This is a genomic window from Hydrogenivirga sp. 128-5-R1-1, assembly GCF_000171895.1.
On record NZ_ABHJ01000003.1, the window covers coordinates 73,543 to 93,228 of the forward strand.

Here is a 19,686-nt window from a genome sequence, read left to right on the forward strand (position 1 = left end):
CAAAAAGGACTTAAAGAGGTTTTGGTTTTCCTATATGAAAGCCCTGTCCGTAGTCAACACCGAGCTCTCTTAAGGTTTTCAGTATAGCCTCGTTCTCAACGTACTCTGCTATCACCTTTATGTTCACCTCCTTGCAGAAGGAGGTTATGGTTTTGGTGAGGAGTTTTGAAAGTTTATTTCTGTGAATGTCCTTTATTATGCTTCCGTCTATCTTCAGGTAGTCTATGCGCATCTGGGTTATGTTTATCAGGTTAGAGTAGCCGGCTCCAAAGTCGTCTATGCATATCCTGAAACCGAGCTTCCTCAACTCCATGACGGACTCCTTCATCCGCTCAAAGGAGGGTATCCCCTCAACCTCTGTTATCTCTAAGAGCATCCTTCCCCTTATCCTCTTATCAATTGACCTGAGTTCTTCAAGCACCGTCTCGTCGGTCACGTCGGTAGGTATGAGGTTTATGCTTACCCTTATATCCTCACGTTCTTTCAAGAGCTTCACGTTCATCCTTATTATCTCCTTGACGAACCTCGTGTATATGAAGGTTCCCTTGATGTCTTCAAGGAACATGTTGGGTGATACGATCTCCCCCTTCTCGTCCTTTATCCTCGCCAGCGCTTCATAGTGGGATATCTCGTGGGTTCTCAGGTCTACTATGGGCTGATAGTGGCATATAACTCTCCCGCTCTCTATGGCGTCCCTAACGTCGGCTATTGAGAGCCTGCGCTTGAGCTCTTCAACAGTCTCATCGTGGGCTTCAACCCTGTCCTTACCTTCCCTCTTAGCCCTGTAAAGGGCTCTGTCTGCACCCTTTATAGCCTCCTCAATAGACCTGCTCCTCTCGGGGGACAGGTTCACACCTATGGAAACCTTCAGCCTGACTTCGTAACCGTTGTAAGGAAAGACTACGCTCTTTACTCTATCCTTCAGTTCCTCAAAGAACCTCATCACTTCAGACTTCTTTCTGAAACGTTCTTTGGGAAGCAGTACGAGAAACTCCTCTCCGGCGTACCTCACCAGGAGGACGTCCCCCAAAAATTCCCTGAGAAAGTTGGAAAACTCCCTCAGTATTGAGTCTCCCGCCTCCTCGCCGTAGGTCGTGTTTATCTTTCTGAAGTCGTCTATGTCTATCAGGGCTATGTAATATCTATCAAGGTCTATCCTGCTGCCCTCCACGTCTATGTAGTTCTTGTTGTACAGTCCTGTGAGCCTGTCCACGTAGAGTGCCCTCTCGGCTGCCCTCTTTCTAAAGTACTGGTAAACGGCTACGCCGAAGAAGGAAACCACAAGGAACAGAGAGACAGAGAGCGTATTTCTTATCAAGTCAAGGGCTCCCTTTATCTCCCTTATCTTCTGAACAGAGAAGTCCGCTACCAGCAACGCCCTCGTGGCGTCTCTCCACACTATCGGCTTTACGTAAGTAGCCCCTATGGTGTGGAGGTTCTCCTGAACTATGACCACATCCCTCTTCTTCTCTATGGCTTCAATCCACTTATCCACGTTATAAACGTCAAGCTTCTCACCGAGCTCACCCTTGTCCTCTCTGGAGCCGTCAACCAGGAAACGGAACTTGCCCTCCTCGTCCCTGTATACGATGTAAACGTACTTTATCTCCGGGGTAACGAGGAGTGAGAGCTTCCTCTCAACTTCCCTTCTCAGTCCTTCGTTGTGGTAGAGGGCTATAACTATATCCTCTTCACCTACGGTCAGAAGCAGGTCTTGAGCTATGTTGTCAAACACGTGCCCCACTATGGACACAACGTCTGATACCACCCTCTTCTGTATACGGGTTTCCACGTAGGAGGAGCCCATGTATATGGGGACAGACATGCTCACGATCACCACCGCGAGAAGTAGGGCGAGCAAGTTGAAGCTGCCCCCTCTCCTGTTCATACCCTCATTCCCCTCCTGAGTTCCTCCACCTTTACCTCGGACTCTATGAACCTGTCGTACTCTGAGGGTAGTTCTATCCTGTGTTTCTCAAGCCTTTCCCTTATCAGGACCAAGTTGGGTCTCCCCTTCTTCCAGTAAAAGGCTCCCAGGCAGTTCCTAAACTTGAACAGGTTTTCCCTCTTCGTGGAGAAGAGTAGCCCCTCAAGACAGTCCCGAGGAAACTTCTCTACAAAGCCCGCTATGAGGGTAATGTCCGCATCCTTGCAGCTTTCCACGACCTTGAGCTTTTTGGCAAATCTCTCTATGTTCTTCCTGTAACGTTCCCTCTTGTCCCCAACGAGGAAAACCCTGACCTCTTTCTTCTTGAGTATGTCCAGGAACAGCTTCTGGAGTATCTTGACCTCAAGCTCCTCCGGGACGGAGTACTCCACATGAAGGTGTGAGGTTGCAGGTAACACAGCCGTAAGAAGGAGAAACAGAACGCCTATAAGGGCTCTCAAAATACCCACTCCATACTCATGTACACCGTCCTCTCCCTCACGGGGTAGCTAACCACGCCTCCCGTCTGGGGAACCACGTAGGGGATCTCTACGCTCCTGTTTAGGAGGTTCTCCCCCTTGAGCCTGAGTGAAAGGGAGTCGCTCACATGGTAGGTCACCCCAGAGCTCAGGTCGTACCCGTCTTTTATACGTTTGCCTGAGAACTCAAAACCTCTCCTGTATATGAGCTCTCCAAAGAGGTCAAACCTGCCCACGGAGGAAAGGAGACGCATGAACCCACCCGAGGTGGAGGAGACCTCGCTGTCCGGGTCAAGGAAAAGGCTGTAGCCGAGCTGGAGCTTGTGGTCTTCCCTGAACACGCTCTCTAAGTTTATGAACACGGGTTTTATCTCCACAGACTCCCCCGAGTTTGTGAGCCGTCCCGTACTGTCGGGCACAAACGCGTCCTCAATCCGCACAAAGCCTGCACCAAACCCTACAGTTGTCCCGTCCGTTATCTTAAGAGAGCCTTCGGCTGTTACGGATAGGGGTATCTTCATTGTGTCAAGGTCTCTCCCGGAGATCTCCGTGTCGTAGAAGAAAGGAGGCACGTAGCTCCTGCTCAAGAAGCCTTTAATAGACAACCTGTCGGTCAGCAGAGAGATGTAACCGACCCTAGCTATGATCTCCTCAAAATCCCTGAAACCTCCATTCCTGTAGTACTTGTCAATCTTAAGCCCACCTATTATAAGGTTGCGGGGGTTTATGGAGAACTTGTCCTCAAGTATGAGGGAGTATATCTCCTGCCTGTTGAAGGGGACGGTTTCACCCACTTCGCGGACGGAGCCTCCAAGGGTGACGTAGTAGCGGTTATCTACGTCTGAACTGTAGAGCTTGTAAGACAGGGCAGTCAGGAGCTTGTTGTTCTTGGAGGAGAACTCCCTTGATAGGTAAACCGTGACCTTGCTGAAGAAGGTGTTCTCGTAAAACTCTCTCGGGTTGTTTAGGGGGTTGAGAGGATCCATGAATACGGGTATGTAAAGACCCGAGGAACTGCTCTCTAAGTGCTTCCTCCTGTGGTTGTCAAGGGAGAAAACGAGCTTGGTATCCCTGTCTTCAGAAGGATACAGCGTCAGGGTTAGGTATATGTCCTCAGCCCTCGTGTAACCTTTCTCAGCCACGTTGTCCATAGCAAAGCCCATGAAGGGGTTTTTCTTTACATAGCCGTAGCCGAGCTCAAGGCTCCCGTGCTCAAAGTAAATCCCAAAGAAGGCGTACCTGTACCTTCCGTCCCTTGAGAGGGTCTGGGAACCGATCCTGTAGTCCTTCTTGTTGTCGTAGCTCTCCGAGAGCCAGAATATGTAGGACAGGTCTCCACCCAAGTCCCTCGCCGAGTGCAGGACGGCATCGTAGCCCTTCCTTGAGCTCCCCGTCAACCTGAGACCGCTCACGTTCTCCCTGGCTGGCTCCTTCGTGTAAACCTTTATTATCAGAGAGGCGGGGTCGTTGCCGAGCTCTATGGCGCCTATCCCGAGGTAGACCTCTACGTGATCAACCCCGTCTAAGGGAAGGTTCTCCCACACGAGAAATGGGGAGCCTGTATGCAGGGAGGATACCTCGTGATCGTTGATGTAGAGCCTCACGTGTCTAGGTATCGGTGAGATTCCTCCGTACTCGTTCAGGGTCAGTATCCCAAACCTGTTGTTCGCCAGAGTAAAGAAGCGGAGTGACTTTAGGAGATCTGAAAGTGTCCGTGCCTGCATACGTTCTATGTCTCTTCTCTTGAAGAGGATGAGGTGTCCGAGACTGTCCCTGCGCGTCTGTTTGTAAAGCTCAGAAGCCTGTTCGTACTCCTCTAAAAGCTCAGATATGCCCTGGGCACTGGACAGGGTAGTGCACAGCAAGAGTCCTATGGCTACACACTTTTTTATGTACTCGCTCACCATGCCCCCAACGTCTGAAAGATAATACAATTAAAATCGCATGTTAAGGGAAAAAGTAAAGAGGTTCCACTTCGTAGGCATAGGTGGCATAGGGATGAGCGGCATAGCCCAAATTTTGCTTGAGATGAACTACGACGTTTCAGGTTCGGACATAAAGGATAACAAGAACACGGAGATGCTGAGGAGCAAGGGTGCGAGGATACACATAGGGCACAGGGCGGAGAACGTCAGTGAAGATACTCAGGTTGTAGTTTATTCCTCTGCGGTAAGGGAGGACAACCCGGAGCTCCGCAGGGCTAAGGAGCTGGGAATACCGGTGATCCCGAGGGGCGAAATGCTCGCCGAGCTATTCAAACTCAAAGAGGGCATAGCTGTTAGCGGCTCCCACGGAAAGACCACGACCACCTCCATGGTAGCCCACATCCTTGAGGAGGCAGGCTTTGACCCGACCGTGATAATAGGAGGAATCCTTCAGAGGCTCGGAAGCAACGCCAAGCTGGGCAGGGGTGACCTGCTCGTATCCGAGGCGGACGAGAGCGATGGCTCATTCCTGAAGCTCTCTCCGGCGGTGAATGTTATAACCAACATAGACCTTGAACACATGGACTACTACAGAGACCTTGAGGACATAGTCGCAGCCTTTGCAAAGTTTGCGGGCTCAGTGCCCTTTTACGGCTTCTGCGTGGCGAACGCCGACGATCCGAACGTAAGAAATGCTACCTCTTCGGTAACCAAGAAGCTCATAACCTTCGGCATAGAAAAGGAAGCGGACGTGGTCGGCACCGAGCTCAGTATAGAGGGTGGAAGGTACGCCTTCGGCGTGGTCTTTAAAGGAGAAAGATTAGGGAAGATACGTCTCAGTATAGGGGGTAGGCACAACGTCTACAACGCACTTGCCGCTACGGCGGTGTCCCTGGAGCTGGGAGTCCCCTTTGAGGTGGTCAGGAGTGCCTTGGAAGGCTTTCACAACGCCGAGAGGAGGATGGAGCTGAAGGGCTTCTTTGGAGGCGTTCCCATATACGACGACTACGGGCACCATCCCACCGAGATAAGGGCGGTAGTCAGCGCCCTCAGGGAGATGTACCCGGGCAGGAGACTCGTGATGGTGTTTCAACCCCACAGGTACTCAAGAACTCACTTCTTATTTGATAGTTTTGTGGAGGTTCTAAAACTCCCAGACCTCCTCTTAATGTTAGACATATATCCGGCGAGTGAGAAGAATATTTACGGCGTTGACGCGAGGGAGCTCGCCTTAAGAAGTGGGGCTACCTTCGTGGAGGAAAAGGAGAACGTCCTGAGCTTGCTTGAGGAAAACCTTAGGGAGGGGGACGTGCTCCTCTTTATGGGCGCTGGAGATATAACGAGGTTGTGCGAAGACTTCGTGAAAGCTCATTCAGGTGCCCTCCCGGAAGACCTTGAACATCAGTCCGCCAAAGAAGATTAAGGCTACAAAGCCAACCAGAATTAGGAAGAACTCCACCCTGAAGAACTCGGGCTTGTAAGAGGAGACCACCAGAGCCATGGAGAGAATGAAGGCTAAGGTGAGTATGCTCAGGGTGAGCCTGTTTATATCCTTTCTCAGGTCGCTGACAAGCCTCTTCTCCCCTTCGTACTTTACCGAGAACTCCAGCTTTCCAGCCTCAAGCATTGAGGTGAACTTTTTCAGCTTCTCGGGCGACTGGATGAGCATCTTGGAGAGCAGAAGGGCGTTCCTCTCCGCCTGCCGGGCGATAAAACGGGGTGAAGCGAAAACCCTCCTGCTGCGTGATACGTAGGGCTTTATCACGCTTATCATCCTGAACTCCGGGTCAAGGTTCATGAGGAGACCCTCAGCCATGCCTATGGTCTTCAGCAGAAGGAAGAGGTCTGATGGGAGAGTGATCCTGTATCTGTAAGTCAGCCTGAATATCTCGTTCACAACCCTTGAGAGCTTTATCTCCCCAAGAGGCTTCAGGAAGTAGTAAGAGAAGAGAACCTCAAACTCCTTTCTAAGCATGCTCTCCCTCTTTGGATCTCCCCTTATGCCAAGGTCATAGAGGGCGTCCATAACGAGGCTCATGTCGTTCTTGGTTATGCCGTAGAGCAGCTGGACGAGGTTTATCCTCATTACGTCGTCAAGCACTCCAACCATACCAAAGTCAACGAGCCCTATCCTGCCGTCCCTCAGGAGGAAGAAGTTACCGGGGTGAGGGCCTCCGTGAAAGAAGCCATCCCTGAAGAACATGTTCATGTACATGTCCGCTCCCTTCCGGGCTACCTCCTTGGGGTCGTAGCCGAGCTTCCTTATACTCTGAACGTCCGTGAACTTGGAACCCTCAAGCTCCTCAAGGGTCAGAACCTTGGAGGTGGAGTACTCCCAGAACACCCTTGGTATGTGGACGTAATCGTCCTTTAGGAAGTTCTTCCTGAAGGTCTCGGCGTTTCTTCCCTCCCTCTCGTAGTCAAGCTCGTTCCTTAGGACGTAGGAAAACTCCTCAAAGAGCCCCTCCAGGTCTATGTGTTCGGCAGCCTCCCAATGGGCGGACAGCCTTTTAACCAGCTCCTCAAGTATCTCCAAGTCCTGTCTTATCTGGAGTTCAACCCCCGGCTTCTGAACCTTCACAACCACCCGTGTCCCGTCCTTGAGCCTCGCCCTGTGCACCTGACCTATGGAAGCGGAAGCCAGCGGCTCCCTTTCAAACTCTGCGAAGAGCTCCTTTAAGGGTGCACCGAGCTCCTCCTCCACGACCTTCACTATCTTCTCTGTGGGGCAGGGAGGTATCCTGTCCTGGAGTTTGGCAAACTCCTCAATGTACTCGGTTGGTATGAGGTCGGGTCGTGTGCTGAGTATCTGACCGAGCTTTATGAAGGTGGGTCCGAGCTCTTCAAATGCCATCCTGAGATGCTCGGGGGCTGAGTATCTGTGCTCCCTCTTGGGATGTCCTAAGATTCCCCAGTGAAAGGGGACGAACCTGCCGAGACCTACCTTCTCCACTATGAAGCCGAAGCCGTGCTTGGCGAGTATCTTTGCTATCTGAGCCTTTCTCTTTACGTGCTTAGGCGCTATCATCACAGCAGAACGCTGATGAGGAAGAGCAGGGCTATAGCCACCGCGACCGCTATCCAGGGGTTTTCCTTGATCTTCTCAAGGATATTCTTTTTTCTGGAGGGCTTGGTCTTCTCCCTGTAATAGTCCCTGTCCATCAACCCCATAACAGAACCTCCCTCATTTAATTTACCCCTTCCCTTGAGAGAAAGTAGAAGAACACTTCAGAAGCTCCGAGCGACAGGAGTAGCTCACTCACAGCCCTGCTTGTGGCTCCGGTGGTGAGAATGTCGTCAAAGACGAGAACCCTCTTACCCTCCACAGCGTCTATGAACTCCTCCCTAACGCCGAAGGCGTCCTTCACAGCACTTAAGCGTTCTTCCCTGCCGTATGAGGCGAGCGGTCTGGAGTGTCTTTTCCTGAAGAGGACAGGTTCGCTGTTCAGTCCCGCACCCAAGAGTATCTCTTCGTTGTGGTCAAAGCCCCTACTCCAGAACCTGAAGGTGTGCAGGGGAACATGGGTGAGCAGGTCTGGGTGGGTCTCTTCTATGAACTCTTTAAGGTGCCGGGATATAGCCGCTCCCAGCCTTCGGGCTAAGGGCTTTACGCTCCTGAACTTGATGAGTCTTATCGCCTCCGCAAGGACTCCATCGTAAGACCCGAACACCCTGTAACTCTCTATGAAGTCAAGTTTTTCGTAAAGGATGGGATGCGCCGGCTCAATGCTCTTGATACACTCACCGCACAGGTATCCCTGCTCTGGGTCGTCCAGCCCTCCCCCGCAGAAGGTACACCTTTCCTCGGTTAAGCCTAAGAGAGTGAGAGCCCTTCCCAACACCCCGTTCAGTTTAAAATAAGTTCCTTAATGAAGGGAAAGATAGTTATCTTAGGGAGCGGTCCCAACAGGATCGGTCAGGGTATAGAGTTTGACTACGCGTGCGTCCACGCTGTCTTCGCAGCTCAGGAAGAGGGATACGAAGCGATAATGGTGAACTGCAACCCTGAGACGGTGTCCACGGATTACGATACTGCTGACAGGCTCTACTTTGAGCCCATAGTCCTTGAACACGTCCTCGCCATAGTGAACAGGGAGAAGCCGGAGGGCGTAATACTCCAGTTCGGCGGGCAGACTCCTCTCAAGCTCGCCATACCCCTGCAGAGGGAAGGTGTGAGGATACTGGGCACCTCCCCAGAGAGCATAGACAGGGCTGAGGACAGAGAGCTCTTCAGAGAGCTCATAATTGAGCTCGGTCTCAGACAGCCCGAGAGTGGGACAGCCCGAAGCAAGGATGAAGCTGTGAGGGTGGCAAGCGAGATAGGCTATCCCGTCCTAGTTCGTCCCTCCTACGTGCTCGGTGGCAGGGCTATGAAGATAGTCTACGGTGAGGAAGACCTCATTCAGTACCTTGAAGAGGCTGTCAGTGTAAGTTACGAGAGACCCATACTTATAGACAAGTACCTGAAGGATAGCGTTGAGCTTGACGTTGACGCTGTAGCGGACGGAGAGGACGTCCTTATAGGCGCCGTGATGGAGCACATAGAGGAGGCGGGGGTTCACTCGGGAGACAGCGCAGCCTCCATACCACCCTACACCCTTGACGATGAGGTGGTTGAGGAGGTCAAGAGGCAGGCTAAGGCGATAGCAAAGTCCCTGGACGTCAGGGGGCTGATAAACCTTCAGTTCGCTGTGTCCGAGGGTGAAGTTTACATCCTTGAGGTGAACCCAAGGGCGTCAAGGACGGTGCCCTTTGTCAGCAAGTCGGTGGGCTATCCCCTCGCCAAGATAGCCGCCAAGGTGGCTCTGGGAAGGAAGCTCAGGGAGCTCGTGCCCGAAGTCTTTGAGCGTCTGGAGAAGGGAGATAACCACTTAGCCTCGGACTTCGTCGGCAGAGACAGGAAGTTGTACTCTATAAAGGAGGTTGTGTTTCCCTGGAACAGGTTTCCCGAGGTTGACCCCCTCCTCGGTCCCGAAATGAAGAGCACGGGGGAGGTAATGGGGGTGGACGAGGACTTTGGGCTCGCCTTTTACAAGGCTCAGCTCGCCGCAGGCAACAGACTCCCCGAAGGAGGGAACGTGTTCATAAGCGTGGCGGACAGGGACAAGGAGAAGGTTGTGGATCTCGCCAAGGGGTTCCTTGAGCTCGGCTTTAAAATCTACGCCACAACGGGGACTTACAGGTTCCTTAAGAACATGGGGATAGAGGTTGAGCACGTGCTGAAGCTGTCTGAGGGGAGACCCCATGTCGTTGACCTGATGACAAACGGGCAGATACATCTCGTAATAAATACACCCTCCGGCAGGAGGGAGGTGAGCGATGCCTACTTTATCAGGAGGGCTGCAATACAGTACGGAATCCCTTACACCACGACAGTCCGGGGTGGATACGCCATACTGAGCGCTATAAGGAGCTACAAGGGTCTCAAGGATAGAGGCGAGAGGTTGAGGATATACTTTCTTCAGGAGCTCTGAGAGAGCAGCCACCCTTCAAAGGCTTTGTACGAGCTCCTAACCTGAGGACCGCAGGCTACGAACTTGAATCCGAGCTGTAAAGCCCTCTCCCTGATGAGCTCAAACTCCTCTTCCCTGTAGAACTTAACTACAGGATGATGTCTCAGAGAGGGCTGGTAGTACTGACCTACGGTGAGGAAGTCACAATCCACACCTCTGAGGTCTTCCATGGCTTCAAAGATCTCTTCCATACTCTCACCGAAGCCCACTATCAGGGCTGACTTGGTAGGTATCTGAGGTGCAATCTCCTTGCTCTCCTTAAGGAGCCTAAGGCTCCTGTCGTAGCTGGAGCCTATCCTGACCTCAGGGTAGAGCCTCCTCACGGTCTCTACGTTGTGATTCAGAACGTCGGGACCCTCGGCGAGCACTCTCTCAAGGGCTTCCCTGCTACCTCTAAAGTCCGGGATAAGAACCTCTACTCTAACCCCGGGCAACTCCTCCCTGATAACCCTTACGCAGCGGGCAAAGTGAGAGGAACCTCCATCGGGTAGGTCGTCCCTAGTTACGGAGGTTATAACCACATACCTGAGACCAAGGGCTTTAACCGCCTCCGCGAGCCGGTAAGGCTCCTCCGGGTCAACGGGAAGGGGGTGCTTACGCTTCACGTTGCAGAAAGTACATCCCCTCGTGCACCTGTCTCCCAGTATCATGAAGGTGGCAGTTCCACCACCGAAGCACTCGGAGATGTTGGGGCAGCGGGACTCCTCACAGACAGTGTTGAGCTTAGCTCTCCTCAAGAGCTTTTTCACCTCGTTAACCCTGGAGAGCTCTATCAGTGGCTTCATACCTAAAAATGATACTGAAAAAGTGGAAAGGCAGTATCCGTATTTTCAGAAATTGACACCTATCAACCACTTACGAAATTACACTTAAGGAGGTGAGCGATGGGTAGAAAGTTTCTTCTTCTCTCGGCTGTTCTGTTCTCCATCGTATCGGGTGGTCAGATATTCAAATCTGGGGACTACAAGGGCTGGCACCACGTAAAGAGTATGGTCATACATGACCCTAAACACCCCCTCTACAACCCCTTCGGAGGCATACACCACGTATATGCGAACATGAAGGCTGTATCTACAACCAAGAAAGGCGAAGGTAGGAGGTTCCCCGAAGGCGCAGTTTTAGCCTTCCTCCTATACGAAGCCGAGGAAGCTGGGGGTGCATTCGTTGAAGGGAAAAAGAAGATAGAGGCTTTCATGGTCAAAGACTCACGCAGATACGCTGACACGGGTGGATGGGGATTCTTTGCCTACGACGGAAGAGGAAAGAGTATAGTCAAGGACATGAAGAGGGACTGTTTCAACTGCCATGCACAGGTGAAGAAGCTTGACTACGTGTTCTCCCTCTATAAAGAATGAGCTCCTTCATACGCTTAAGCAGAGGTCTGAGCTCTATGCCCTTTTCCGTAAGCCTGTAGATAACCCTCACGGGTTTGGTGGGCAGGACTGTCCTCTGGACGAGCCCGAGATCTTCAAGCTCTCTGAGTCTGGCATGGAGAACCTTGTCGGTCAAGCCCGGTAGGGCTTCCTTCAGCATCTTCGGGGAAAGCTCCCTGTCCAGCTCATCCATTATCTCCAGAGTCCAGCGGCAGGACATCACCGCCACAACCTTCTCCACGGGAATGGGCATACTTCTCAACCACGCGCATATAGGTTTGAGTTCCTCCGGGTTCACCAGGTAGTAGAAGGTCTCCTTGGGGTAACCATCCTTTTCTATTTTGTTAACAACTCCCACCGCCGTGAGCCTCTTCAACCTGTCAAAGAGAACCCTCTCCTCTATACCTTTTACGAGTCGGAGAAGCTCAGAGGGTCTCCTGGGAGAGTCAGCGAGGTGCATAACTATCTGAAGAGCCCATTTACAGGTTAGAAGGCTTCTCCCCATGTGGAGAATTTACTCTAAGGGTATAAGCTCTTCAACCATCTCTATCAGCCTCCTCTGGCGCTCCTCGCCCTTCTCCCTCCTCTCCCTCTCAAGGCGTAAAGTTTCAAGGATACGCTCAAGGTCTTTTGGAAGGGCTCTCTCTATAAGCTCCCTGAGCCTCTTAGAGAGGGCTGGAACCTGACCGGAGGTACTTATACCTATGACCACTTCCCCCCTGACGACGAGGGAGGGGAATATGAAGTTGCAGAACTCCGGGGAGTCCACCGAGTTACAGAGTATCCTTCTCTTTTCACAGAGGTTGAATATCCTCTTCTGGAGTTCCAGATCGTCCACCGCAACTATGACCATGTCCTTATTCCTAAGGTCTCCCGTTAGGAACCTCCTCCTCCTCAACCTGAGAGAGTGTCTCTTTACGAGGTCTTTCATCTCCCTGGTAACCTCCGGAGCCACCACCGTTATGTTGCGGGTGAACTTCAGAAGGTTCTGAACCTTCCGTGTTGCCACCTTCCCCCCGCCGACGACGAGAACCTCCTTCTCAGAGAGGTCTATGTACGCTGGAAAAAGGGGCATCACATTCCCTCCGCCCAGAGACCCTTTCCTTCCTTCATAGCTCTTTTCTGGAGCTCTACAAAACGCTCCGCGTACTTAACGTTAGGTGGAAAGGTGTAAACCGTAGCGTAGCCCTCCCTGACGAGAACCTCGTTCAGCATCCTCCCGTCGGGCAGGTAAACGTAGGCAAGGAGTCTGCCGTATCTGTCGTGAACCTGAACGTCCGTCTCTAAATACACCACCGTCCCCGGTGGTATTAATCTCTTTGTAAAGGCGGAAGCCTTCTTTCCGAGCCTGACTATCTCCTCAACAGATTTCCCCTCCTTTTCAGCGTCTCTGTATGCCTTTCTGTTCCTCCTGCTCTCGGGCGTATCTATGCCTATGAGCCTGACCTTAACCTCTTCCCCGTTATCAAGCCTGCACTTGAAGGTGTCGCCATCGTAGACCCTGATCACGGTGCAGGGAACCCTCTCTCCAGTGAGCTCCCCCTTAGAACCTCCTATCTCCCTGAACTGTTCACCAACGAGCTGATAAAAGGTGTAAAGGACGAGCAGGACGAGCAGGTAGGAGAGCCCTCTCCAACTCAAGGGCGTTTTCTTTCTGGGCATAGCTCTATTTTATAGGGAAAATTCCCTCAACTCCGGGTGTGGAGAAACGAAAATAATAGACATGAAAGCCTACGAACTGGACTCAACTACCCTGTGGCTCCTCTTGAGGGGCAAGATCAGGCTTCCCTTCTGGGAAAGAGTATTTTCCTTTCTCCGAGCGAGTAGCTACCGAAGGTGAAGGGTTTAACTTCCTCAGGCATACGTTCAACACCAAGCATCTCCATGGCGAGCTTCATCTTATTGGGCATGAAAGGCGTGAGTAGGTAAGCAAGTAAGAAGAGTCCGTCCACGAGGGTGTAGAGCACGTCCCTGAGGTTTTCATCTCCTCTCTTTGCAAGTTCCCAGGGAGCCTTCTCATCCACATACTTGTTCAGGAAGGAGCTCAGCCTGAGAACCTCTTCCAGAGCCCTGTAGAAGTTCACCTCCCTCATGTAGCCCTCGTAACGCTCCACCACATCACCCGCAAGCTCACGGTAGGCGTCATCTCCCCTTCCCTCGACTTTTCCACCGAGGTACTTTTTGCTCATGGAAACAACCCTGCTAAAGAGGTTGCCTATCTCGTTGGCAAGCTCTCCGTTTATCCTGTTAAGGATAGCCTCCTTTGAGAAGTCGCCGTCCTGACCGAAGGGCACCTCCCTGAGGAGGAAGTACCTGACCTCGTCAAGTCCGTACTCCTCAACGACCTCGTATGGGCTTATCACGTTTCCGAGGGACTTGGACATCTTCTTCCCCTCTACCGTCCACCATCCGTGGGCGAAAACCGTTTCGGGAACTTCGTAACCCACCGAGAAGAGGAAGGCAGGCCAGTAGACGGTATGGAAACGGAGTATATCCTTGCCTACTATGTGCAGGTCGGCGGGCCAGTACCTATCCACCTGTCCATTCAGGGCAGATATGTAATTGAACAGAGCGTCAAACCACACGTATATTGTGTGCCCTTCATCAAAGGGAACGGGAATACCCCACCTCACCCTGCTCCTCGGTCTCGTCACCGATAGATCCTTCAAGCCCTGTTTGACAAAGGAGATTATCTCGTTCCTCCTGTAGTCAGGTCTCACGAACTCCGGGTGTTCTTCGTAAAGCTCAAGGAGTTTGTCCTGATACTTGCTCAGCCTGAAGAAGTAGGAGGGCTCCCTTATGTACTCGCAGGGCTTCATATGTATGGGGCAGGAGTTGCCCTCCGCAAGCTCCATCTCCGACTTGAACTCCTCACAACCGACACAGTACCAGCCTTCGTACTCCCCCAGGTATATGTCCCCGTTCTCGTAGCTCTTCGTGAAGACCTCCTTGACCAGCTCAACGTGCTCAGGGTCGGTAGTCCTTATGAACTTGGTGTACTCTATACCCAAGAACTCCCACAGTCTCTTGAAGTTCTCCGAGTTCCTGTCGGCGAGCTCCTTGGGGCTAACGCCCCTCTCTTCGGCAGACTTCTGTATTTTAAGCCCGTGTTCATCCGTTCCCGTGAGGAAGAAGACGTCGTATCCCCTGAGTCTGTAAAATCTCGCCACTGTGTCAGCGGCTATCGTCGTGTAGGCGTGCCCTATATGGGGGACATCGTTCACGTAGTAAATCGGAGTGGTTACATAAAACTTTTTCATGGGAAGAGTATTATAGGGCAAGGAGTACCCTGAGTGGGAACATGCGGGCGAAGAGCGTTCTCAGAACGCTATCGGAAGAGCTCCCTATATTAATTTATATGGCTGACCTCATAATGATGTGGGGGGAGATGGACGGAGACAGCTTTTCCCCCGAGAAGGTGTTCTGGCTCCTGACAAAGCCCCACCCCCACTGGGTAGAAACCTCAAGGGACAACCTCAAGCTGGACTTCAAGGAGAGTGGTTTCAGGCAGTTCGTTTCCCTCTCCTCAAGGTACATAGTTACAGACGCCATGCTCATGTTTGGACTCCAGTACTCCTACGAGACCCAGAAGTTGATAGAGTCCCTAAACCCCATAAGGCTTATGGTGCGCATGAAGCCGGGAAGCTACCTCGGCATGAGCCACCACTTTCTCGGAGCTCCCTTTGAGATAGAGATGGACGACGTGTTACGAGAGTTTCTGAACTCCGCCAGGGACACCCTTGAGAGCACTGGTTTCGGAAAGGACGTGGTTATAGTATCCTTCAACCCTTACCTTGAAGACCTGATACTAAGCAACCTCGGTAGGATAAGCAACCTGAACTTCAAGTTTATGAGCTCCTCTTAAGGTCAGTACGTATTCGCTATGTCAATTATTATGCTGTCGTAGTACCTGGTCAGGGATTCGGGGGCGAGGCACCTCAGGGGTATAACCTGAACCATAGCCACCCCGTCCAGCATCATGCCCAGCTTGTAAGCTGCCGCCTGAGACAGGTCTATTATCCTTCCGTCTATGTATGGACCCCTGTCGTTCACGCGCACCGTTATGACCTTTCCGTTCTCTTCGTTCCTAACGAGGACGTACGTTCCGAGTGGTAATGTCCTTGAGGCAGCCGTAAACTTGAAGAGGTCGTATATCTCCCCGTTGGCGGTCTTCCTCCCGTGAAACCTGCCTCCGTACCAGGAGGCTATACCCCTCTCAACCTTGCAGTCCTTCTTTACCTTTATGCCGGGGGCTACCTCCCTGAACTCCTCTCTAAGCAACTCGGACAGTGCCTGCCTGAACTCTCTGAGCTCCACCAACGTCTTTCTCTTCTTCTTCAGCCCAAGCTCCAGAGATAATTCCTCGCTGCCCAGAGCCACACCCAGCAAAAGGATAAGGGCTGTCAGGAGTTTCAACCTACACCTCCAGCGGGTAGTAGAAGGGTTTCAGCTCAACCTCTCCGTCGGGCAACTTGACGGGGTTCTTCAGGAGCTCCTCTATGAGCTCAAGCTTACCTTCAAGGGTTGAGACGTCCTTTCCGTAAAGCTTCGCTATGTCTTCTAAGTCTGGAGCCCTACCTGCCCTCTTCGCTATCTCACGGGATATCACGAAAGCCTTGCTGTCCACCTCTGGATAGAGGTCTTTTATGTAGGTGAGAACCTCGCTTGAGTACACCACCACCCTGGGGTAGCGGAGCATCTTCTGGATCATCTCCTCAAGGTGGAGCTGGTCGTGTTTTGATATGCCTTCCTTCGTCTTTATAGCCGCTATCAGGGCGTTTCCCTCAAAGTCTGCATGGTAAACGACGTAGGATTCGGGAACTACCTCCCAGCCGGACTCCTGTGCCGTGGTTATAAAAGCCCCGAGGGCTTCCTCCTTGGAAGGAAATATGTTGGTCAGCTTCTCAAACTCTTCCTCCGGGACTTCAAGGAACACTATGTAGCTCCCGTCTCCAACAGGTTCAGCCCAGAGTTTCATGTCAAGCTCTTCCCAGTTTTCAACGAGGGAATATCTATCAGGGTAGTTCTCCTTTAAGAACTCCCCGACGTCATCTATGCTCAGCTCGGATCTTACCGCCGTTTGAAGTTTCATGCTTTCCTCCAGAGATTAAAATATACGAAGTATATGATACTGGAAAAGAAATATGGATGATAGGCTCTCTTTCCTTCTGCTGGAGACCACCGCTCTGCTGAAGCTCTTCTTGATCAACCTGAGCACCAACTTCTTACAGGAGACTATGGTTCTCTTCACCTTGGGCGGCGGCTATCTGTTGGTTATCGGAGTTATAAGGAGCTTCTCCGAAAGAGCGGGAGACAGGTTCAGCCTCAGGTTCGCAGGGTTCGTCCTCGCCGTTGTGGCTTACGGGCTAACCATAGCCCTCCTGTCCAGAGCGGAAGGTGTAGAGATTCTCTACTTGCTGAAAGCCGTATTCTACGTGGAGGTGCTGCGGTCTCTCGTAAACGTCGTAACCCCTCATCTCAGGGTGGGCAACTCCTACCTCTTCACGCTGAAACTATCCATCCTGTCGGGAGGTATCTTTCTGTTCCTTCAAGACATAGCCCGTGGCGAAAGTCCTCCGGTGCTCAGATACGGAGAGCTGGGCTTCAAGCTGTCCTCCGCACTGCTCCTGACCCTCGCACTCGTGGGACTGTACAGGACCCTCTTGGGACACCTCAGTGAGGGGTTTGTAAACAGGATTCTCCGAAGGTCTGGACCCATTCTGCTCCTCTTCTACCTTGTGGTAACCCTCGGGTGGGTCTTCGGAACGGTGAAGCTATCCCAGGACTTCGTGGTGAAGTTCGCCCTCATGGCGGGAGTTCTGATAGGCTACTTTTCCCTCCAGGTTTACGCCGTATCGCTTATTGACAGAATCTTCGGGGAAGAGTTCCCTTCCCTGAAGGGTAGTCTCAGGAAGTTCCTCATGCTCTTCGCCCTCTTCATACTTTACAGGGGGGTTGACCTACTCTTCACCCTGGAGGCACTTAAATCACAGCTGGACAGCCTATACCTTATAAACACAGAGCTCGTTAAGATATCCCTTCTCTCAATATTGGAGAGCCTGTACGTCTTCGCTCTCTTATGGACACTGACGGGTTTTCTGAAGAATCTCGTTTACGCCTACTACATGAGCAGGGGGAAGGAGATTGAAGCCGGCTCCTTCCGGGCGCTCGTCTCAAATGTGGGTATACTCTTAGCCTTCTCCATAGCCCTCATACAGCTCGGTATAACCTGGAAGGTGATGGTTCCCCTTGCGGGAGCGCTCGGTATAGGTCTTGGGTTCGGTCTCCAGACTATATTCAACAACTACGTGAGCGGTTTCATCCTTCTTCTGAGCAAGAACATAAAGGTGGGTGACCTCGTTGAGGTGGAGGGTAGCGCAGGGTACGCCATAGGGAGGCAGAGTGAGACCATATTCGGTAAGGTTGTCAACATAAACATACTCACCACAGTGATAAGAACGAACGACAACGTGGAGATAGCCATACCTAACTCGGAGTTCATATCGGGCAGGATAATCAACTACTCCCTATCAGACCCCTACATCAGGGTGAGGATACCCTTCGGAGTTTCCTACTCATCGGATCCGGAAAAGGTCAAGGCTATCCTCCTGAAGGTGGCGGAGGAAAGCCCCCTCGTGCTTAAGGAACCCCCTCCGGGTGTATGGTTTTACGAGATGGGAGATAGCGCCCTCATATTCTACCTGCTCGTGTGGGTTGACATAAGGAGGTTCTGGAGGATGAGGGCACCCAGGAGCGAGATATACTTCAGGGCTTGGAAGGAACTCAAGAAGGAAGGTGTAGAGATACCCTTCCCCCAGAGGGACGTGTGGTTTAAAAATCCCCTAAGAGTGGAGATAGATGAGAGAGGTATTCCTGAAGGAGGCTCTGAAGGAAGCTGAGAGGGCGTATGCCCTCGGAGAAGTGCCCGTCGGCTGTGTCGTGGTGAAGGGTGGGAACGTCTTAGCCCGTGCCCACAACAGGACGGAAGAGCTGAAGGACGCCTCTGCCCACGCGGAGCTCTTAGCCCTTAGGGAAGCCGCAAAGGTGCTTGGTGACTGGAGGCTTGAAGGCTGCGAACTGTACGTCACCCTGGAACCCTGCGTCATGTGTGCTTATGCCCTGATACTCTTCAGGGTGGACAGGGTTGTCTTCGGCACTCCCGACAGAAAACACGGGGGCGTGATGAGCCTCTACAGCCTTCTGGATGACGAGAGGTTCAACCACAGGGTAAAGTGGGTTTACGAGCCCTGTGAAGAGTGTGGTAGATTACTCAGAGAGTTCTTCAAAGAGAGAAGATGTTAGTCGGAGTCCTCGTTATTGAGCTCTTCATACCCGACTCTGGCTCACTTAAGGGAAAGAGGAAGGAGGTCAAGTCAATAAAGGACAGGCTCAGGAGCAACTTCAACGTGTCCGTCTCCGAGATAGACAATCAGGAGCTCTGGCAGAGGAGCAGTATAGGCGTGGCAATAGCGGGCAGCGACGCCTCTCACCTGAGGGAAACTATGGACAGGATTGAGAGCTTCGTTGAGAGAAACTGGGCACACCTCGTCCTTGAGATAAGAGGTGATATTCTCAGCCTCTAATTGACCACGGGCAGGTTATACTTTTTCAGGACTTCCCTGAGCTTCTCCTCGTTCTCGGGCTTCATTTCGCACATGGGTAGCCTGAACTCCTTTTCGCACATACCCAGCATCCAGCAGGCTGTCTTCACGGGTATAGGGTTGGTCTCTATGAACAGAACCTTGAAGAGCTCGTACAGTTGTAGGTGGAGCTCCCTCGCCTTCAGGAAGTTCCCCTCTCTGGCAAACTCGGTGAGAGCCTTTATCTCCCTCGGGACTATGTTGTTGGCAACGGAGATCACACCCTTAGCTCCCAGAGCCATCATGGGAAGGGTCAGGCTGTCGTCCCCCGAGAGTATGGAAAAGTTCTCCCCAAGCTTCCTGCGGAGCTCAGATATCCTGTCCATGTTGGGGGTTGACTCCTTGGAACCCACCACGTTTGGGTATTCGGACACGAGCCTGTAGACGGTATCAACACCTATCTCAACGCCTGTTCTGGAAGGTATGTTGTAAAGGATTATCGGTATATCAACTTCCTCTGCGACGGTGGCAAAGTGTCTGTACAGACCCTCCTGGGTGGGTTTGTTGTAATAGGGAACAACGAGAAGCGCTGCGTCCGCCCCAACCTCCTTAGCGTGAGCCGTCAGGTGGACTGCCTCATGGGTTGCGTTCGCCCCCGTCCCCGCTATTATCTTTATCCTCCCGTTGGCATGTTTGACGGCGAACTCCACAACCTTGTCGTGCTCTTCAAAGGTAAGTGTTGGGGACTCGCCCGTCGTTCCGCACACGAGGACGGCGTCCGTCCCGTTGTCCACGTGGAAGTCTATGAGCTTTCCGAGGGCTTCGTAGTCAACCTCTCCTTCCTTGAAGGGAGTTATCAGCGCAACTATTGAGCCTTCAAACATGGGAA

21 protein-coding genes are annotated in these 19,686 nt (G+C 52.2%); 7 read left to right on the forward strand and 14 right to left on the reverse strand.

What is annotated here, in order from left to right:
- Positions 1-10: 10 nt before the first annotated feature.
- From HG1285_RS13435 to HG1285_RS13425, 3 genes are read right to left on the reverse strand one after another with little or no spacing between them, the layout of a single operon-like run.
- On the reverse strand, positions 11-1,888 hold the full coding sequence (locus HG1285_RS13435; RefSeq protein WP_008286563.1) for a bifunctional diguanylate cyclase/phosphodiesterase: 1,878 nt from the start codon (positions 1,886-1,888) through the stop codon (positions 11-13).
- Positions 1,885-2,388 (reverse strand): hypothetical protein, encoded by a 504-nt coding sequence (locus tag HG1285_RS13430; RefSeq protein WP_008286564.1) that lies wholly within the window; start codon positions 2,386-2,388, stop codon positions 1,885-1,887. Before HG1285_RS13430 ends, HG1285_RS13435 begins: the two co-directional genes overlap by 4 nt.
- On the reverse strand, positions 2,385-4,340 hold the full coding sequence (locus HG1285_RS13425; RefSeq protein ID WP_198005424.1) for a hypothetical protein: 1,956 nt from the start codon (positions 4,338-4,340) through the stop codon (positions 2,385-2,387). Before HG1285_RS13425 ends, HG1285_RS13430 begins: the two co-directional genes overlap by 4 nt.
- 10 nt (positions 4,341-4,350) lie before the next feature.
- On the opposite strand from HG1285_RS13425, the gene murC reads away from it, so the two are divergent.
- Complete coding sequence (gene murC / locus HG1285_RS13420) at positions 4,351-5,754, forward strand: UDP-N-acetylmuramate--L-alanine ligase (protein ID WP_008286566.1); 1,404 nt, start codon at positions 4,351-4,353, stop codon at positions 5,752-5,754.
- On the opposite strand, the gene HG1285_RS13415 is transcribed toward murC, so the two are convergent.
- The 3 genes from HG1285_RS13415 to HG1285_RS13410 are packed head-to-tail and all read right to left on the reverse strand — an operon-like array spanning position 5,704 to position 8,170.
- On the reverse strand, positions 5,704-7,359 hold the full coding sequence (locus HG1285_RS13415; RefSeq protein WP_008286567.1) for an AarF/ABC1/UbiB kinase family protein: 1,656 nt from the start codon (positions 7,357-7,359) through the stop codon (positions 5,704-5,706). The two genes, murC and HG1285_RS13415, sit on opposite strands and share 51 nt — an antisense overlap.
- Positions 7,359-7,502 carry a hypothetical protein gene (locus HG1285_RS19410; RefSeq protein ID WP_157560474.1) on the reverse strand — a complete coding sequence of 48 codons (144 nt, stop codon included), beginning with the start codon at positions 7,500-7,502 and terminating at the stop codon, positions 7,359-7,361. Before HG1285_RS19410 ends, HG1285_RS13415 begins: the two co-directional genes overlap by 1 nt.
- Before the next feature lie 17 nt (positions 7,503-7,519).
- Positions 7,520-8,170, reverse strand: a complete 651-nt coding sequence (locus HG1285_RS13410; RefSeq protein WP_008286569.1) for a ComF family protein — start codon at positions 8,168-8,170, stop codon at positions 7,520-7,522.
- A gap of 30 nt (positions 8,171-8,200) precedes the next feature.
- Between HG1285_RS13410 and carB the strand changes: the two genes are divergently transcribed.
- Complete coding sequence (gene carB / locus HG1285_RS13405) at positions 8,201-9,805, forward strand: carbamoyl-phosphate synthase large subunit (RefSeq protein ID WP_008286570.1); 1,605 nt, start codon at positions 8,201-8,203, stop codon at positions 9,803-9,805.
- Here the strand turns inward: carB and lipA are convergent.
- Positions 9,793-10,629, reverse strand: coding sequence for a lipoyl synthase (lipA, locus tag HG1285_RS13400; RefSeq protein ID WP_008286571.1), 837 nt, complete (start codon positions 10,627-10,629; stop codon positions 9,793-9,795). The genes carB and lipA overlap by 13 nt on opposite strands.
- A 99-nt stretch (positions 10,630-10,728) precedes the next feature.
- Here lipA and HG1285_RS13395 point away from each other — a divergent pair, with 99 nt between their 5' ends.
- A complete protein-coding gene (locus tag HG1285_RS13395; protein WP_008286572.1) occupies positions 10,729-11,199 on the forward strand; it encodes a cytochrome P460 family protein in 471 nt (156 codons plus the stop codon).
- On the opposite strand, the gene HG1285_RS18685 is transcribed toward HG1285_RS13395, so the two are convergent.
- The 4 genes from HG1285_RS18685 to metG all read right to left on the reverse strand — a co-directional run bounded on the left by HG1285_RS18685 (position 11,141) and on the right by metG (position 14,498).
- A complete protein-coding gene (locus HG1285_RS18685) occupies positions 11,141-11,722 on the reverse strand; it encodes a winged helix-turn-helix transcriptional regulator (RefSeq protein ID WP_008286573.1) in 582 nt (193 codons plus the stop codon). The genes HG1285_RS13395 and HG1285_RS18685 overlap by 59 nt on opposite strands.
- Positions 11,723-11,731: 9 nt before the next feature.
- Positions 11,732-12,292 carry a bifunctional precorrin-2 dehydrogenase/sirohydrochlorin ferrochelatase gene (locus HG1285_RS13390; protein ID WP_008286574.1) on the reverse strand — a complete coding sequence of 187 codons (561 nt, stop codon included), beginning with the start codon at positions 12,290-12,292 and terminating at the stop codon, positions 11,732-11,734.
- Positions 12,292-12,879, reverse strand: coding sequence for a thermonuclease family protein (locus HG1285_RS13385; protein ID WP_008286575.1), 588 nt, complete (start codon positions 12,877-12,879; stop codon positions 12,292-12,294). The genes HG1285_RS13390 and HG1285_RS13385 overlap by 1 nt, the downstream gene beginning before the upstream one ends.
- A 116-nt stretch (positions 12,880-12,995) precedes the next feature.
- Positions 12,996-14,498, reverse strand: a complete 1,503-nt coding sequence (gene metG / locus HG1285_RS13380) for a methionine--tRNA ligase (protein ID WP_232219449.1) — start codon at positions 14,496-14,498, stop codon at positions 12,996-12,998.
- Positions 14,499-14,518: 20 nt separating this feature from the next.
- Between metG and HG1285_RS13375 the strand changes: the two genes are divergently transcribed.
- The gene (locus tag HG1285_RS13375) at positions 14,519-15,082 is read left to right on the forward strand and encodes a hypothetical protein (protein WP_232219450.1); all 564 of its coding nucleotides are present in this window, start codon (positions 14,519-14,521) and stop codon (positions 15,080-15,082) included.
- Positions 15,083-15,084: 2 nt separating this feature from the next.
- On the opposite strand, the gene HG1285_RS20595 is transcribed toward HG1285_RS13375, so the two are convergent.
- Both HG1285_RS20595 and HG1285_RS13365 read right to left on the reverse strand, forming a co-directional pair.
- Positions 15,085-15,633 carry a septal ring lytic transglycosylase RlpA family protein gene (locus tag HG1285_RS20595; protein WP_008286579.1) on the reverse strand — a complete coding sequence of 183 codons (549 nt, stop codon included), beginning with the start codon at positions 15,631-15,633 and terminating at the stop codon, positions 15,085-15,087.
- A 1-nt stretch (position 15,634) separates the two neighbouring features.
- Entirely contained in the window at positions 15,635-16,309 is a 675-nt protein-coding gene (locus HG1285_RS13365) for a hypothetical protein (protein WP_008286580.1), read from the reverse strand.
- A 52-nt stretch (positions 16,310-16,361) separates the two neighbouring features.
- Here HG1285_RS13365 and HG1285_RS13360 point away from each other — a divergent pair, with 52 nt between their 5' ends.
- From HG1285_RS13360 to HG1285_RS13350, 3 genes are read left to right on the forward strand one after another with little or no spacing between them, the layout of a single operon-like run.
- Positions 16,362-18,116, forward strand: coding sequence for a mechanosensitive ion channel domain-containing protein (locus HG1285_RS13360; protein ID WP_008286581.1), 1,755 nt, complete (start codon positions 16,362-16,364; stop codon positions 18,114-18,116).
- The gene (locus HG1285_RS13355) at positions 18,076-18,519 is read left to right on the forward strand and encodes a nucleoside deaminase (protein WP_008286582.1); all 444 of its coding nucleotides are present in this window, start codon (positions 18,076-18,078) and stop codon (positions 18,517-18,519) included. The genes HG1285_RS13360 and HG1285_RS13355 overlap by 41 nt, the downstream gene beginning before the upstream one ends.
- Positions 18,513-18,800 (forward strand): DUF503 domain-containing protein, encoded by a 288-nt coding sequence (locus HG1285_RS13350; protein WP_008286583.1) that lies wholly within the window; start codon positions 18,513-18,515, stop codon positions 18,798-18,800. Before HG1285_RS13355 ends, HG1285_RS13350 begins: the two co-directional genes overlap by 7 nt.
- Here HG1285_RS13350 and dapA read toward each other — a convergent pair.
- On the reverse strand, positions 18,797-19,681 hold the full coding sequence (dapA, locus tag HG1285_RS13345) for a 4-hydroxy-tetrahydrodipicolinate synthase (RefSeq protein WP_008286584.1): 885 nt from the start codon (positions 19,679-19,681) through the stop codon (positions 18,797-18,799). The two genes, HG1285_RS13350 and dapA, sit on opposite strands and share 4 nt — an antisense overlap.
- Between the last annotated feature and the right edge of the window lie 5 nt (positions 19,682-19,686).

What these genes read in the sequence shown, in the direction of transcription:
- HG1285_RS13435 (WP_008286563.1), bottom strand. Translation starts at nt 1,888, where the DNA reads ATGAACAGGAGAGGGGGCAGCTTCAACTTGCTCGCCCTACTTCTCGCG.
- murC (WP_008286566.1), top strand. Translation starts at nt 4,351, where the DNA reads ATGTTAAGGGAAAAAGTAAAGAGGTTCCACTTCGTAGGCATAGGTGGC.
- HG1285_RS13415 (WP_008286567.1), bottom strand. Translation starts at nt 7,359, where the DNA reads ATGATAGCGCCTAAGCACGTAAAGAGAAAGGCTCAGATAGCAAAGATA.
- HG1285_RS19410 (WP_157560474.1), bottom strand. Translation starts at nt 7,502, where the DNA reads ATGGGGTTGATGGACAGGGACTATTACAGGGAGAAGACCAAGCCCTCC.
- carB (WP_008286570.1), top strand. Translation starts at nt 8,201, where the DNA reads ATGAAGGGAAAGATAGTTATCTTAGGGAGCGGTCCCAACAGGATCGGT.
- lipA (WP_008286571.1), bottom strand. Translation starts at nt 10,629, where the DNA reads ATGAAGCCACTGATAGAGCTCTCCAGGGTTAACGAGGTGAAAAAGCTC.
- HG1285_RS13395 (WP_008286572.1), top strand. Translation starts at nt 10,729, where the DNA reads ATGGGTAGAAAGTTTCTTCTTCTCTCGGCTGTTCTGTTCTCCATCGTA.
- HG1285_RS18685 (WP_008286573.1), bottom strand. Translation starts at nt 11,722, where the DNA reads ATGGGGAGAAGCCTTCTAACCTGTAAATGGGCTCTTCAGATAGTTATG.
- HG1285_RS13390 (WP_008286574.1), bottom strand. Translation starts at nt 12,292, where the DNA reads ATGCCCCTTTTTCCAGCGTACATAGACCTCTCTGAGAAGGAGGTTCTC.
- HG1285_RS13385 (WP_008286575.1), bottom strand. Translation starts at nt 12,879, where the DNA reads ATGCCCAGAAAGAAAACGCCCTTGAGTTGGAGAGGGCTCTCCTACCTG.
- HG1285_RS13375 (WP_232219450.1), top strand. Translation starts at nt 14,519, where the DNA reads ATGCGGGCGAAGAGCGTTCTCAGAACGCTATCGGAAGAGCTCCCTATA.
- HG1285_RS13365 (WP_008286580.1), bottom strand. Translation starts at nt 16,309, where the DNA reads ATGAAACTTCAAACGGCGGTAAGATCCGAGCTGAGCATAGATGACGTC.
- HG1285_RS13360 (WP_008286581.1), top strand. Translation starts at nt 16,362, where the DNA reads ATGGATGATAGGCTCTCTTTCCTTCTGCTGGAGACCACCGCTCTGCTG.
- HG1285_RS13355 (WP_008286582.1), top strand. Translation starts at nt 18,076, where the DNA reads ATGAGAGAGGTATTCCTGAAGGAGGCTCTGAAGGAAGCTGAGAGGGCG.
- HG1285_RS13350 (WP_008286583.1), top strand. Translation starts at nt 18,513, where the DNA reads ATGTTAGTCGGAGTCCTCGTTATTGAGCTCTTCATACCCGACTCTGGC.
- dapA (WP_008286584.1), bottom strand. Translation starts at nt 19,681, where the DNA reads ATGTTTGAAGGCTCAATAGTTGCGCTGATAACTCCCTTCAAGGAAGGA.